Here is a 15,092-nt window from a genome sequence, read left to right as displayed (position 1 = left end):
GCGGCCGGACCGCTCCCCCAGAGTGGGGGGAGCGTCCGGCCGTGTCGTCAAACTGCCTGCTCCGCGCCTCGCGGAGCGTGAGGGGTGGGCCGGTTGCCGACCAGTTACTTCTTCTTGACCTCGACCTGGGTGAACACCGGGTCGCCGAAGGAGTCGTACGTCACGTTCTGGACGTTGTTCGACCAGCCCGCGTTCGTCTTGTAGTACCAGAGCGGGATGGAGGGCATGTCCTTGGCGAGGACGGCCTCGGCCTCCTGGTACAGCTCGGTGGTCTTGTCGACCGAGGTGGCCTTGTCGGCCTCCTTCGCGAGCTTGTCGAACTCGGGGGAGGAGTACAGCGAGTCGTTCGCGGAAGCGCCGGTGCCGTAGATGTCACGGAGGAAGTTGGCGTTCAGCGGGTAGTCCTGCTGCCAGGCCGAGCGCATGATGCTCTTGACCTTGTGGCCGTCGATGATGTCGCGGGCCGTCTTGAAGTCGGCCTTCGGCTCACCGGAGCACTCGACACCGGTGGACTGACGGATGGAGTTGCAGACCGCGTCCACCCACTCCTTGTGACCGCCATCGGCGTTGTACAGGATGGTGACCTTGTTGCCGGGGACGCCGCCGCCGGCCTTGATCAGGTCCTTGGCCTTGGTCGCGTCGAACTTGCAGGCCTCGCCGCAGGCGCCGGACTTGTAGCCGGCGACACCCGGGGCGACCCAGGAGTCGGCGGGCTGACGGGAGCCCTGGAGCACGGTCTTGGTGATCGTGTCGCGGTCGATCGCCATCGACAGACCCTTGCGGACCTGGGCCTTGTTCACGCCCTGCCAGTCCTTGTTGTACATGGCGAAGGCGATGGAGGTGATGCCACCCATGGCCTGGTCCACGGCGCGGTCGCCGAGGTCCGCCTTGTACTTGGGCAGGTCGGTCGGGTCGACCTGGTCCAGGACGTCCAGCGTGTCGGAGGTGAGCTCCTTGTACGCGGCCTCGGCCTGGGTGTAGTTCTTGAAGACGATGCCGCCGTTCTTCGGCTTGTCGTCGCCCTTGTAACCGTCGTACGCGGTCAGCGTGACGGCCTTGTTGTGCTCCCAGCTGACGAACTTGTACGGGCCGTTGCCGATGGGGGCCTGGCCGTACTTCTTCGGGTCACCGAAGAACGCCTTCGGCAGCGGCGAGAAGGCCGTGTAGCCGAGCTTGTACTGGAAGTAGGAGACCGGCTGGACCAGGTCGATGGTGAACTCGGTGTCCGAGACGACCTTCAGACCGGACATCTTCTCGGTCTTGCCGTTGCCCTTCTCCGGGTGCACGTCGGTGTAACCGACGATGTCGGAGAACCAGTTCGAGTTGATCTGGTTGTTCTTGGTGGTCGCGGACCAGTTCCACGAGTCCACGAAGGACGCAGCCGTGACGGGGGTGCCGTCGTGGAAGGTCCAGCCCTTCTTCAGGGTGACCTTGTAGTGCTGGGCGTCAGTGGTCTCGATCTTCTCGGCCATCTGGTTGCGCAGCTTGCCGGTCGCCGGGTCGTAGTCGAGCAGACCGCGGAACAGGTTCTTGATGATGCGGCCGCCACCGACCTCCATGGCGTTCGCCGGCTGGAGCGGGTTCTGCGGCTCGCTGCTCTGGTAGCTGTAGACGCCCTTCGGGTCAACGGCACCCTTGGCCGAGCCGGTGTTGCCGTCGTTGCCACCACAGGCCGTGGCCGCCAGGGCGACGACGATCGCGCCCGTTACCAGCTTGGCGCTCTTGGCACCGCGCATGGGATTCCTCCTCATGAGTCCACTGATCAACATGAGGGACACAAGTAAGCAGCCGACACCCCTGACGGCTGCGAGACAGTGCCCCGAGTGTGCTCGTGAGTCGGCGCTCCCCACAGCGCGTGACCCATTGACCCGAGCTCAATGCAGACATCCTCAAGGACAGCACTGTCCGTTAACCACACTTAAAGGGTCTCGTTTTCACAACATCAACAGCTCTCAAAACCCGAAATACGGACAAAGGGAGCACAGACAGACACGTGCGAAACGGACTGTTAGCGCACGTTCCGGAGTGTGACGGTCGGAATCCGGACACCGGAGTGCAACAATCCGGTTGACAAACCGTCGGACAACGCACACAGCCCGGCCCCCACGAGTCCGTGGGGGCCGGGCTGTCGTCATCCGTCGCGCCTGCCGCAGTGTGCGTCACGGCACACTGCGGCGGCCAGTGCGGAGCGGCCTCTTTTACCAGGCCTTGTGACTCTGCTTACTACTCGGCGGCCGTACGCCCTACTTGGCGGCCTTGGCGCGCGACGCGGTGCGCGAGCGCTCCTTCTGGTCCAGGACGACCTTGCGGATGCGCACGGCCTCCGGGGTCACCTCGACGCACTCGTCGTCGCGGCAGAACTCCAGGGACTGCTCCAGGGAGAGCTTGCGCGGCGGGACGATCGCCTCGAAGGAGTCGGCGGAGGCGGAGCGCATGTTGGTGAGCTTCTTCTCCTTGGTGATGTTCACGTCCATGTCGTCGGAGCGGGAGTTCTCGCCGACGATCATGCCCTCGTACACCTCGGTGCCGGGGTCGGTGAACAGCACGCCGCGCTCCTGGAGGTTGGTCATCGCGAACGCGGTGACCGCACCGGCGCGGTCGGCGACCAGGGAGCCGTTGTTGCGGGTCTGCAGCGCGCCGAACCACGGCTCGTGGCCCTCGTGGATGGAGTGGCCGATGCCGGTGCCGCGGGTCTGGGTCAGGAACTCCGTACGGAAGCCGATCAGGCCGCGGGACGGGACGACGAACTCCATGCGGACCCAGCCGGAGCCGTGGTTCGACATGTTGTCCATGCGGCCCTTGCGGACGCCCATGAGCTGGGTGACGGCGCCCATGTGCTCCTCGGGCACGTCGATCGTCATGCGCTCGACGGGCTCGTGGGTCTTGCCGTCGACCTCCTTGGTGACGACCTGGGGCTTGCCGATGGTCAGCTCGAAGCCCTCGCGGCGCATCTGCTCGACCAGGATGGCCAGCGCCAGCTCACCACGGCCCTGCACCTCCCAGGCGTCGGGACGCTCGGTGTCCAGGACGCGCAGCGAGACGTTACCGATCAGCTCGCGGTCCAGACGGTCCTTGACCTGGCGCGCGGTGACCTTGCGGTCCTTGACCGCGGCCTTCGCGTCCGCGCCCTTGCCGGAGCCGCCGCGGCCGACCATCGGGGAGGTGTTGGTGCCGATGACCATGGAGATGGCCGGCTCGTCCACCGTGATGAGCGGCAGCGCGATCGGGTTCTCCGGGTCGGCCAGGGTCTCACCGATCATGATCTCGGGGATACCGGCGACCGCACAGATGTCACCGGGGCCGGCGACCTCGGCGGGCTTGCGGGTGAGCGCCTCGGTCATCATCAGCTCGGTGATGCGGACGTTGGCGATCGTGCCGTCACGCTTGATCCACGCGACCGTCTGGCCCTTGCGCAGCTCGCCCTGCTCGACGCGGAGCAGCGCGATGCGGCCGAGGAAGTTGTCGGCGTCGAGGTTGGTGACGTGGGCCTGGAGCGGCGCGTCCTCCTCGAACGTCGGGGCCGGGACGTGCTCCAGGATCGTGGAGAAGAACGGCTCCAGGTTGGTGGAGTCCGCCGGGACGGTGCCGTCCTCCGGCTTGGTCAGCGAGGCGATGCCGTCACGGCCGCAGGCGTAGACGATCGGGAACTCGATCTGGTCCTCGTCGGCGTCCAGGTCCAGGAACAGGTCGTACGTCTCGTTGACGACCTCGTCGATCCGGGAGTCCGGGCGGTCCGTCTTGTTGATGCAGAGGATGACCGGCTTGCGCTGCTGGAGGGCCTTGCGGAGCACGAAGCGGGTCTGCGGCAGCGGACCCTCGGAGGCGTCCACCAGGAGGACGACGGCGTCCACCATCGACAGACCGCGCTCGACCTCGCCACCGAAGTCGGCGTGGCCGGGGGTGTCGATGATGTTGATCGTGATCGGGGCCCCGCCGTCCTTGGGGTGGTACTTCACCGCCGTGTTCTTGGCGAGGATCGTGATGCCCTTCTCACGCTCCAGGTCGTTCGAGTCCATCATGCGGTCGTCGAGCTGCTGGTGGGCCGCGAACGCGCCGGCCTGCTTGAGCATGGCGTCGACGATGGTCGTCTTGCCGTGGTCGACGTGGGCGACGATGGCGACGTTACGAATATCGTGGCGCGTGGGCATACTTCGGCGCTTCTCCCGGATCGTGGATTGGCGTCGCGTACGGTCCGGCACGCGAGCCCGCCGGGCGGAAAACCTGCCACGGCCTTACCCCATGGTACTTCGCGCAGCGCGGGGCGCATGCCGGGGGTATGTCAAGAGCCCGGAGGGAGGAGCTTTCGGGGGTGGCCGAGTCCGTACGGTCGTGGGGACCGGACTGCGGCCGGCGGGGCCGGGGCGATGGGGCACGGGGGCCGGGTCAAGGGCCGGGTCGAACGGTGCGGGGCCGGGTCAACGGGTGCGTACGACCTTGCCCGCCGGGCGCACCGGCGGGCAAGGAAATTGAGGCACATCTGAGGTTGCGGCCCCCGGTCTCCACAGGATCTCCAGGGGCCCGCCCCGCGGGCTCGGCCCCCGGGGCGGGCAGTGTTCCCGGAACCGCTACCCCTTGTTCTTCGGGGCGCCGGCCGCGCCGGCCTTCTTCCAGCCGATGTCCTGGTAGTGCGGCGCGCCGAGGCCGAAGGCGCCGGCGTTGACCACACCCGCCTTGACCGCGACCAGCTCCGGCCGCTGGAAGAGCGGGATCGATCCGGCGGCCGCCCAGATCCGGGCGTCGGCCTTCTTCATCAGCTCGCGGGCCGCGTCCTCGTCCAGCTCACCCAGGGCCTGATCGAACAACTGGTCGATGTGGTCGGTGCCGACCCGGGTGTAATTCTGTTCGATCAGCAGCGAGCCGTCCGCCGCCGGCTCCGGCTTGGCGAAGATCGGCCGGGCGTCGGTGGCGGGGAAGGCGGTCGCGGGCCACGAGTACAGGGCCAGGTCGTACTGGCCGGAGGCGACGTGGTCCTTGAAGAAGCTGTCGTCCGCCACCTTGGTCACCTCGGTGCTGATGCCGATCTTCAGCAGCATCTGCGCGATCCGGTCGCCCACCGCCCGCAGCTGCTCCGAGCCCGGGCCCGAGGGCAGGACGAACCGCAGCGAGAGGGTCCGGCCGTCCTTGGCGAGCAGGTTCCCCGAGGTACGGGCCTGATTGGCGGGGGCCGGGGCCGGAGTGCCCTGCGGGGCGTAGGCACCGGCCTGCGGCTCGCGGTCCACCACGCGGGCCCCGGCCGCGGGGTCCTTGCCGTCCGCGGGGGCGGCCGGCTCCTCCTCGGCCCGCTTCTTGCCGTCGTCGCGGACGCCGGCCGCGTCCGCCTGGGCCGCGGCCTCGGCCTGGGCGACCAGCGAGGCGCCCTGCAGGGCCGCCAGCGGGGCCGGGGCCATCAGTGCGGGGCCGCCCCGCAGCTCGCCGGCGGTGTCCGCGTCGACGACCTCGCCGTCCGGCCGGCTCCGGTAGCCGCCCTCCGGGAGCGCCGCGCGCCCCGGATCGGCCGCGCTGCCGTGGCCGGTCCCGTGGGCGAGGGCGGGAGCGCCGAAGACGCGGTACTGGGTGGCGGCGCGGGCCGGGTTCTTCGGGTCGGCGGCCTTGCCCCCGGGGTTCGTGCCGTCGGGGTTCCCGCCACCGGTGTTCTTGTCGTCGCCGACGATGTACAGCCCGTCGTTGCCGGTACCGTCACCGCGCGCGGTCTTCCCGTCGTCCTTCTTGTCGTGCTCCTCCCCCGCGGCCTGGCTGCCGGCCCGGGCGCCGTCCGTCCGGTCGCTCAGCGGGGCCCCGCGCCGCCAGCCCGCGTCGGCCAGCAGCGCCTGGGCCGCCTTGGGGTCCTGGCCGCCGAGCGCGTCGCTGTTGTCTTCGTACGCGCGCTGCCCGGCCAGCGCCAGGTGGCTGCCGACCGGCTTCGCGGGCAGCCCAAGGGGCCGCAGCACCAGGTCGGCCAGGTCCTGCCGGTCCAGGGCCCGGGCCACGGCCCGGCGCACGCGCTCGTCGGCGAGCGGGCCGGCGGAGCCGTTCAGGGCGAGCTGGGTCCAGACAGGCTCCAGGGAGCGGCGGACCCGGTACCCGGCCAGCGCCCGCCGCTGGGCGTCGTCCGGACGGGCGGCCCGCGAGGTCGTGGTCCGGGCAGCGGGCGCCCCGTGGGCGGGCGTGCCGGGCGCCCCGCCGGTGGCGTCCCCGGCGGCGAGCGTGATCCGCTCGGCCCCGGCCCGGTCGATCTCGGCGATGTCCAGCTTCCCGGCGGCCAGCGCGGCCGCCCGCTCCGCCCGCGGCACGGCGGTGAGCACGAGGGTGTCGAGCTTGGCCGGCTTGCCCCACCAGCGCGGGTTGCGGGACAGCGTGACCGTGCGGGCGCCCTTGTCGATCGCGCCGAGGGTGAAGGGGCCCGCGGTGACCTTGAGCGCGCCGCGGGCGCCCTCGTTGAAGGCGTCCGGCGTGCCGGTGACCTGCTTGGGGTAGAGCGGGGAGAACAGCGAGCGCCAGTCCGCGTACGGCTTGGCGAAGGTGACCTTGACCTCCAGGTCGTTCGCCCCGCGCTCGATCTTCTCGATGCGGTCGTAGCCGGCGTTGCGGGCGGTCCAGAAGGCGGAGTCGCGGCCGCTCAGGGCCCGCCACTGGGACACGAAGTCGGCCGCGCCGATCTCCCGCCCGTCGCTCCACACGGCCTGCTGGTTGAGCTTGTAGACCACGACCTGCTTGGGCTCGCGGCCGGTGACCTCGGCCTTCTCCAGGTAGTCCGGATTGGCCACGGGCCGGCCGCGGTCGTCGAGGGTGAAGAGGGCGGGCAGCACCGCGCCCGCGATCCGGCCGGTCGTGGCGTCCGCGTCCGCCTGGTAGGCGTTGAGGGTGTCCGGCAGGGAGTCCACCGCCCACCGCATCACGCCACCGTCCGCGACCAGGTCCCGGACGGTGGCCTGGATGTCCGGCGGGGACGCGGCCGGGCCGCCGCCGTCGGAGGCGCTGCAGCCTGCCAGCAGGGGCAGAGCGAGGACGCCCGAGGTCAGGAACGCCAAGGAGCCGCGCCTTCGCTGGGACATGGGGGTACCTCCGGAACGGGACGGAACGGGCGGGGACGGCCGTGAACGATCACTTTCGGCGGTATATGGAGCTGATCACACCGGTGTCGGAACCCACTGAAATCGACCGCCCGCCGCGACCCCCTCAGCCGGGCCCCGCCACGCCGCGAACCCCACCCGCTCGGACCAACGCGAGTTGCGGGTCGGCAGCGCCTTCCCTCCCGGGAGGGACGAGAATGGACACAGGAGGGGGCGCACAGATCGCGCCTGCGCGCCCGTAATCGCCGCACGTCCCTTCACAAGGGGGGACGGGAGGCGCGACACTCGCAGGCGCACATGAGCGTTGCCACCGCAACCTGCGGAAGTGAGGGCAAGTCATGTCCCTGCAGGACGATTTGAACGCCGTACGCCGCAACCTGGACGAGCTCACCCGGAAGGTCGAGCAACTGGAGCGGAAGGCCGCCGGGCAGCCGCCCGCCGCCGGCCGGGACACGCCGCCGGGCCCGTCGGGCATGGTCAGCATCCCGGACACGCCGTACGACTCCGCCCTGTGGTCCGACTCGGACGACGAGGGCCTCGGCGCCCGCGACCGCCGGGCCCCGTAGCTCCCCCGGCTCCCCCAGGCCCCGGGCCCCCACCGGCCACGGGCCACCGGCGCACGCTCCGGCGCCGTCCGGGCCCCCGCGTTCCCGCGGCGGCCCGGTGCGGCGCCGTCGCGTTCCCGCCCCCACGGCCGCGCCGCGCCGCACACCGGCGGCTCGGCCGCACACCCCTCGCCCACTCCACCCGGAGTCCCTCTTGGCCACAGGCACCCAACCACCGCCCCACCGGCTGACCGGCGTCCACGACCCCTCCCGGGCCGCGATCCCGGCCCGGCACCTGCGCACCGACCGCTGGTGGCTGGCCCCCGCCGCCACCGCGGCCGGCCTGCTCGCCTTCATCGCGTACTCGACCTGGCGGGCCTTCGCGAACGCCCACTACTACGCGGCGCCCTACGTCTCGCCCTTCTACTCGCCCTGCCTGGCGGAGAACTGCGCGCCCATGCACGGCGGCCCCAACTGGGCCCTGTTCGGCAGCTGGTGGGGCCTGTCCCCCGCCCTGCTGATCCTGGTCTTCCCGCTCGGCTTCCGACTGACCTGCTACTACTACCGCAAGGCCTACTACCGCGGCTTCTGGGCCTCGCCGCCCGCCTGCGCGGTGGCCGAGCCGCACGCGGGGTACACCGGGGAGACCCGCTTCCCGCTGATCCTGCAGAACCTGCACCGGTACTTCTTCTACGCGGCGCTTCCGGTCGCCGGCATCCTCACGTACGACACCGTGCTGACCTTCCGCGACGAGCACTACGCCTGGGGCCACATGGGCCTGGGCAGCCTGGTCTTCCTCGCGAACATCGTGCTGATCTGGGCGTACACGCTGTCCTGCCATTCCTGCCGGCACATCATCGGCGGCCGCCTGAAGCACTTCTCCAAGCACCCGGTGCGCTACCGGATGTGGGGCTGGGTGGGGAAGCTCAACGCCCGCCACATGCTGCTGGCCTGGTCCTCCCTGGTCAGCGTCGCCGCGTGCGACCTGTACGTGTACCTGCTGGCCACCGGCGCCTTCGAGGATCCGCGCTTCTTCTAGCTCCCCAGGGAAAGGTGCTGCACGAGATGGCTCAAGTCGACCGGCAGGAGTGGGACGTGGTCGTGGTCGGCGCCGGTGGCGCCGGGCTGCGGGCCGCGATCGAGGCCCGCGAACGGGGCGCCCGTACCGCGGTGATCTGCAAGTCCCTCTTCGGCAAGGCCCACACGGTGATGGCCGAGGGCGGCATCGCCGCCTCCATGGGCAACGTGAACGAGCACGACAATTGGCAGGTGCACTTCCGCGACACCATGCGCGGCGGGAAGTTCCTCAACCAGTGGCGGATGGCCGAACTGCACGCCAAGGAGGCCCCCGACCGGGTCTGGGAGCTGGAGACCTGGGGCGCCCTCTTCGACCGCACCCCGGACGGGCGGATCTCGCAGCGCAACTTCGGCGGCCACGAGTACCCGCGACTGGCGCACGTCGGCGACCGCACCGGCCTCGAACTGATCCGCACGCTCCAGCAGAAGATCGTCCAGCTGCAGCAGCAGGACCACGCGGAGACCGGGGACTACGAGTCCGGCCTCAAGGTCTTCCAGGAGTGCACCGTCACCCGCGTCGTGAAGGACGCCGGCGGCGCGGTCGCCGGCGTCTTCTGCTACGAGCGCGAATCCGGCCGCTTCTTCGTCCTGGAGGCCCCGGCGGTCGTCCTGGCCACGGGGGGCATCGGCAAGTCCTTCAAGACGACGTCCAACTCGTGGGAGTACACCGGCGACGGGCACGCGCTGGCCCTGCTGGCCGGGGCGCCGCTGCTGAACATGGAGTTCGTCCAGTTCCACCCCACCGGCATGGTCTGGCCGCCGTCGGTGAAGGGCATCCTCGTCACCGAGTCGGTGCGCGGCGACGGCGGGGTGCTGCGCAACTCCGAGGGAAAGCGCTTCATGTTCGACTACGTCCCGGACGTCTTCAAGGAGAAGTACGCCGAGACGGAGGAGGAGGGCGACCGCTGGTACGAGGACCCGGACCACAACCGGCGCCCGCCCGAACTGCTGCCCCGCGACGAGGTGGCCCGGGCCATCAACTCCGAGGTCAAGGCCGGGCGCGGATCCCCGCACGGCGGGGTCTTCCTGGACGTGTCCACCCGCATGCCGGCGGAGCGGATCAAGCGGCGACTGCCCTCCATGTACCACCAGTTCAAGGAACTGGCCGACGTCGACATCACCGCCGAGCCCATGGAGGTCGGCCCGACCTGCCACTACGTGATGGGCGGCATCGCCGTCGACTCCGAGACCGCCGCGACCGTGGGCGTACCCGGCCTGTACGCGGCCGGCGAGGTGGCCGGCGGCATGCACGGCTCGAACCGGCTGGGCGGCAACTCGCTGTCCGACCTGCTGGTCTTCGGCCGCCGGGCCGGCCTGCACGCATCCGAGTACGCGGCCGGGCGGATCGGGGCCGGCACGCGGCCGACGGTGGCGCAGGCCCGGATCGACGAGGCGGCGGCGGAGGCGCTGGCGCCGTTCCACGCCGACGAGGGCGCCGAGAACCCGTACACGCTCCACCAGGAGCTCCAGCAGACCATGAACGACCTGGTGGGCATCATCCGCCGGGAGGGCGAGATGCGCGAGGCCCTGGAACGGCTCTCCGCCCTGCGCGCGCGGGCGGCCCGGGCCGGGGTCGAGGGCCACCGGCAGTTCAACCCCGGCTGGCACCTGGCACTGGACCTGCGGAACATGCTGCTGGTCAGCGAGTGCGTGGCGAAGGCCGCCCTGGAGCGCACCGAGAGCCGCGGCGGGCACACCCGGGAGGACCGCCCCGCGATGGAGCGCACCTGGCGGCCGGTGAACCTGCTGTGCCGCCCCGTCGACCCCGCCCCCGCGGACCCGGCCGCCGACCGCATCGAGCTGGTCCGCACCCGCACCGACCCCATCCGCCCCGACCTGCTCGCGCTGTTCGAGAAGGAAGAGCTGGTCAAGTACCTCGCCGAAGAGGAGCTCTACGAGTGACGACCTACGACGCACGCTTCCGGGTCTGGCGGGGCGACGCGGAGGGCGGGGACCTGGCCGACTTCACCGTCGAGGTCAACGACGGGGAGGTGGTGCTGGACATCATCCACCGGCTGCAGGCCACGCAGGCCTCGGACCTGGCGGTGCGGTGGAACTGCAAGGCGGGCAAGTGCGGTTCGTGCAGCGCCGAGATCAACGGGCGGCCACGGCTGATGTGCATGACGCGCATGTCGGTCTTCGACCCCTCCGAGACCGTCACGGTCACCCCGCTGCGGGCCTTCCCCGTCATCCGCGACCTCGTCACGGACGTGGGCTTCAACTACGCGAAGGCGCGCGAGGTCCCGGCCTTCGTACCGCCGCCGGGGGTGGCCGCGGGCGAGTACCGGATGCAGCAGGTGGACGTGGACCGCTCGCAGGAGTTCCGCAAGTGCATCGAGTGCTTCCTGTGCCAGGACACGTGCCATGTGGTGCGCGACCACGAGGAGAACAAGCCCGCCTTCGCCGGGCCGCGCTTCCTGATGCGGGTCGCCGAGCTGGACATGCACCCGCTGGACGCGGCCGAGTCCCAGGGCCTCGACCGCAAGCGGACCGCCCAGGAGGACCACGGCCTGGGCTACTGCAACATCACCAAGTGCTGCACGGAGGTCTGCCCCGAGGGCATCCGCATCACGGACAACGCCCTGATCCCCCTGAAGGAACGCGCCGTCGACCGCAAGTACGACCCCTTGGTCTGGCTCGGCAACCGCATCCGCCGCCGGGGGGAGTGACCTCGGGTTCCTTCCGAGGCTCCGCCCCGGATCCCTCGCCTCGCCGGCGGGGCTGGATCTCCAGCTCCGCCGGCGATCGAGGCGAACCCGGCACGGGAGGCCATTCCAGCCCCGCCGGCGTTTGAGGCGAACCCGGCGCGGGAGGCCATTCCAGCCCCGCCGGCGTTTGAGGCGAACCCGGCGCGCAGCGCCAGGGTCTTCCGGGCGGAGCCCGGTGGAGGCGGCGTCCGTGGTCGCAAGCCACGGTTGCGGGAAGGGGCGGGGAGGGGACATCGCCCCGCAGGGCCCACCGGCCGGAGGCCGGCCCGCGGCCGCGCCGACGCACACCGGCGGCTCCGGTCGCGAGGGGGACGAACCCCCCATACGCTCCCAGATGTGACGCCGCCGAGGAGGAGACGCAGCCGCGCCGGCACGGCCGCCCGCGCATCCCTCGCGCTCGCCGCGGTCGGCCTCACGGGCTTCGCCCTGACGCAGGCCCTGTCACAGGGCCCCGGCGCCGTCGAGCCGGCCCCGTCCGCCCGGGCGGACCGTCCCGCACCGCACGCCGCCCGCCCCCCGGAGCACGCCGCCCGCGCGGCCACCGGGCACCTCGACGGCCTGGGCGCCGACCCCGCCCGCCGGACCGCGCCGGGGGCCGCCGAGGCGGACGTACCGCACGCGCAGCCGGCGGTGCCGGCGCGGGCCCCCGCCGACGAGCCCATCGCGCTGGACCGGCAGGGCCAGATCACCGACCGGGTCGGCGCCGTCACGGGCCGGCGGGCGGAGGTCGCGCGGGCCCTGGACCGGCTGTACGACAGCCGCCGCGTGCAGCTGTTCGTCGCGTACGTGGACGGCTTCTCCGGACGCTCGCCCCAGAGCTGGGCCGACGCCACCGCCGAGCGCAACGGCCTCGGCCGGGACGACGTCCTGCTCGCGATCGCCACCGGCGACCGCCAGTACGCGTACTCCGCCGCCACCGACTCCGGCTTCACCCAGCAGCAGCTGGACGACGTGGCCCGGACGGCCGTCGAGCCCGCCCTGCGGCAGAACGACTGGGCCGGCGCGGCCATCGGCGCGGCGAACGGCTACGACGCGGTGCTCGGCGGCCTGCCCGTACCGACCCCCACGATCACCCCCGGCGACCCCGACCCGGGAGGCGGCAGCCGCACGGCCGCCGAGGACGACGGGTTCAGCGCCGGGGACTACGTGCTGCCCGTCGTCGCGGTCGGTGCCGCCGGCGCCCTCGGCGTGCTCGCGTACACCCGCAGCCGCCGCCGCACGGGCGCGAAGGCCGGCACGACCACGCCCGCGCCGCCCGGCTGGGGCACCCCCGCCGCCCCGCCCGGCCAGGTCCCGCTGCCCGAGCTCGACGCCCACGCGAAGGCCCTGCTGGTCGAGACCGACGACGCCGTCCGCACCAGCACCGAGGAACTCGGCTTCGCCGCGGCCCAGTTCGGCGACGCGGCGGCCCAGCCGTTCACCGAGGCCCTGGCCCGCGCCACGGACGAGCTGACCGCCGCCTTCCGGCTGCGCCAGCAACTCGACGACGCCTACCCCGAGGACGACCCCACCCGGCGCCGCATGCTCGACGAGATCATCGCCCGCTGCACCGAGGCCAACGCCGGTCTCGACGCCGAGACGGAGGCCTTCGACCGGCTGCGCGACCTGCAGAAGAACGCCCCGCAGGCGCTGGCGGCCGTCGAGGCCCGCTTCCGCGAGCTGACCGGCCGGACCACCATCGCCCGGGCCACCCTGACCGCACTGCGCACCCGGTACGCCGACTCCGCCTCCGCCCCGGTCGCGGGCAGCGTCGAACAGGCCGAGGACCGGCTGCTGTTCGCCACCACCAGCCTGGGCGAGGCCCGCACGGCCCTCGACGCCGCGGACAACGCCCGCGCCGCCGTCCACGTCCGGGCCGCGGAGGGCGCCGTCGACCAGGCCGCCACCCTCGTGGACGCCGTGGAGCGGCGGGCCCAGGACCTCGCCGAGGCGGCCGGCCGGCTCGACGGCGCGCTCACCGAGACCGAGACCGACCTCGCCGACGCGCGCGGACTCCTCACGGGCACCACCGACGGGGTGTCCACCGCGGACCTGCGCGGCCGCATCGCCCGGGCGGAGTCGGTGGTCGCCGACGTACGGCGGGAGCAGGCCGCCGGCCGGTACGACCCGATCGACGCGCTGCGCCGGACCGAGGAGGCCGACGCAGTGCTGGACGAGGCGCTCGCCGGCGCCCGGGAGCGGGAGACCTCGAACCAGCGGGCCCGGGCCCTGCTGGACCAGGCCCTGCTGACCGCGCGCAGCACGATCGGAGCGGCCGCGGACTACGTCACGACCTCGCGCGGAGCGGTCGGCAGCCGGGCCCGCACCCGGCTGGCGGAGGCGCAGCGGCACCTGGAGCGGGCCCGGGAGCTGGCCGGCTCGGACGCGTCGGGCGCGCTGGCGGAGGCGCAGCGGGCGGACGCGCTGGCGCGCGAGGCGCAGCAGCTGGCCGAGCAGGACGTGGGGGGCTTCCTGTCCCCGTACGGCGGGGGTGGGGGCGGGGGCACGGGTTCCGGCGGGCGGGGCGGGGCCGTGCTGGGCGGGATCATCCTCGGCGAGATCCTGCGCGGGGCGGGGCGCGGGGGTGGTGGGGGTGGCAGCCGCTCCCGCGGTGGGGGCTTCGGGGGTGGGGGGTTCGGTCCCGGGCCCGGGTCGTTCGGGGGTGGGGGGACACGGGGGCGGATGGGGGGTGGTGGTCGGTTCTGAGGCGGGGGCGGGGGCCGTCGGGTGGGGCGGGGCGCCGTCGGGTGGGGCGGGGCCGTCGGGTGACACGTACGCATTGATCCGAGAGAGCGAGCACCATGACCAAGCAGACCATCCTCGGCCGGGTCGCCCAGTTGGCGAAGGCGAACATCAACGCCCTGCTGGACCAGGCGGAGGACCCGCAGAAGATGCTGGACCAGCTGATCCGCGACTACACGAACAACATCTCCGAGGCGGAGCAGGCCGTGGCGACCACGATCGGCAACCTGCGGATGCTGGAGCAGGACCACCAGGAGGACGTGGCCGCGGCGGCGGAGTGGGGCGGCAAGGCGCTGGCGGCCAGCCGGAAGGCCGACGAGCTGCGGGCGGCCGGACAGACCGCGGACGCGGACCGGTTCGACAACCTCGCCAAGGTCGCACTGGGGCGGCAGTTGCAGTCGGAGAAGGAGGCCGCGACCGCGGAGCCGACGATCGCCGCGCAGACGGAGGTCGTGGACCGGCTCAAGGCCGGGCTGGACTCCATGAAGGCCAAGCTGGGCGAACTACAGGCCAAGCGGGACGAGTTGGTGGCGCGGGCGAAGACGGCGCAGGCGCAGAACACGATGCTCGACGCGGTCAAGAGCATCGACGTCCTGGACCCGACCAGCGAGCTGAGCCGCTTCGAGGACAAGGTCCGGCGCGAGGAGGCGCGGGCGATGGGCCGGGAGGAGCTGGCCGCCTCGTCCCTGGACGCGCAGTTCGAGGCCCTCGACGACCTGGGGCGGCAGTCGGAGGTCGAGGCGCGGTTGGCTGCGCTGAAGGCCAAGGCCGCCTGAGGCGCAGGTGCTTCAGGCGCAGGTGCTCGAGGCCCGGGTGCGGAGGGCACCGTGCCCGCGTGGCCTGTGTCGGGGTGGGCTCGCTTCGAGGGCCGCCCCGTGGTGTGCGGGTCCCCCCGGCGCTTGACCCGGTAGGGCCTGCAGGCCCTGCGGCAGGCCCACCCCTGGGGCTTCGGGGGCTCCGCCCCTGGCCTGCGGCCACCCCAGGCCCGGGCC

The 15,092-nt window shown here is 72.3% G+C and carries 9 protein-coding genes; 6 read left to right on the top strand and 3 right to left on the bottom strand.

Annotated features, from left to right (window positions below; all coding sequences use genetic code 11):
- Positions 1 to 104: 104 nt before the first annotated feature.
- The 3 genes from ACIQCH_RS26290 to ACIQCH_RS26280 all read right to left on the bottom strand — a co-directional run bounded on the left by ACIQCH_RS26290 (position 105) and on the right by ACIQCH_RS26280 (position 7,031).
- A complete protein-coding gene (locus tag ACIQCH_RS26290; RefSeq protein WP_402584735.1) occupies positions 105 to 1,736 on the bottom strand; it encodes an ABC transporter substrate-binding protein in 1,632 nt (543 codons plus the stop codon).
- 507 nt (positions 1,737 to 2,243) lie between these two features.
- Complete coding sequence (typA, locus tag ACIQCH_RS26285) at positions 2,244 to 4,148, bottom strand: translational GTPase TypA (RefSeq protein WP_402584733.1); 1,905 nt, start codon at positions 4,146 to 4,148, stop codon at positions 2,244 to 2,246.
- Between the two features lie 417 nt (positions 4,149 to 4,565).
- Complete coding sequence (locus tag ACIQCH_RS26280) at positions 4,566 to 7,031, bottom strand: ABC transporter family substrate-binding protein (protein WP_402584731.1); 2,466 nt, start codon at positions 7,029 to 7,031, stop codon at positions 4,566 to 4,568.
- Between the two features lie 356 nt (positions 7,032 to 7,387).
- Here ACIQCH_RS26280 and ACIQCH_RS26275 point away from each other — a divergent pair, with 356 nt between their 5' ends.
- The 6 genes from ACIQCH_RS26275 (at position 7,388) to ACIQCH_RS26250 (ending at position 14,876) form a co-directional block, all read left to right on the top strand.
- Positions 7,388 to 7,615 carry a hypothetical protein gene (locus ACIQCH_RS26275; protein ID WP_402584729.1) on the top strand — a complete coding sequence of 76 codons (228 nt, stop codon included), beginning with the start codon at positions 7,388 to 7,390 and terminating at the stop codon, positions 7,613 to 7,615.
- Positions 7,616 to 7,808: 193 nt separating this feature from the next.
- Positions 7,809 to 8,633 carry a hypothetical protein gene (locus tag ACIQCH_RS26270; RefSeq protein ID WP_402584728.1) on the top strand — a complete coding sequence of 275 codons (825 nt, stop codon included), beginning with the start codon at positions 7,809 to 7,811 and terminating at the stop codon, positions 8,631 to 8,633.
- A 26-nt stretch (positions 8,634 to 8,659) separates the two neighbouring features.
- Positions 8,660 to 10,573: a fumarate reductase/succinate dehydrogenase flavoprotein subunit gene (locus ACIQCH_RS26265; RefSeq protein ID WP_402584726.1), complete on the top strand. Its 1,914-nt coding sequence runs from the start codon at positions 8,660 to 8,662 to the stop codon at positions 10,571 to 10,573.
- A complete protein-coding gene (locus ACIQCH_RS26260) occupies positions 10,570 to 11,340 on the top strand; it encodes a succinate dehydrogenase/fumarate reductase iron-sulfur subunit (protein ID WP_402584724.1) in 771 nt (256 codons plus the stop codon). Before ACIQCH_RS26265 ends, ACIQCH_RS26260 begins: the two co-directional genes overlap by 4 nt.
- Positions 11,341 to 12,009: 669 nt before the next feature.
- A complete protein-coding gene (locus ACIQCH_RS26255; protein WP_402584845.1) occupies positions 12,010 to 14,064 on the top strand; it encodes a TPM domain-containing protein in 2,055 nt (684 codons plus the stop codon).
- A gap of 95 nt (positions 14,065 to 14,159) precedes the next feature.
- Entirely contained in the window at positions 14,160 to 14,876 is a 717-nt protein-coding gene (locus ACIQCH_RS26250; protein WP_402584722.1) for a PspA/IM30 family protein, read from the top strand.
- Positions 14,877 to 15,092: the final 216 nt, after the last annotated feature.

The sequence above is a fragment of the Streptomyces sp. NPDC093225 genome (assembly GCF_044753805.1).
Taxonomy (GTDB): Bacteria; Actinomycetota; Actinomycetes; order Streptomycetales; family Streptomycetaceae; genus Streptomyces.
The sequence above is the reverse complement of the archived record's forward strand: the minus strand, read 5'-3'. Positions and strand labels throughout refer to the sequence as shown.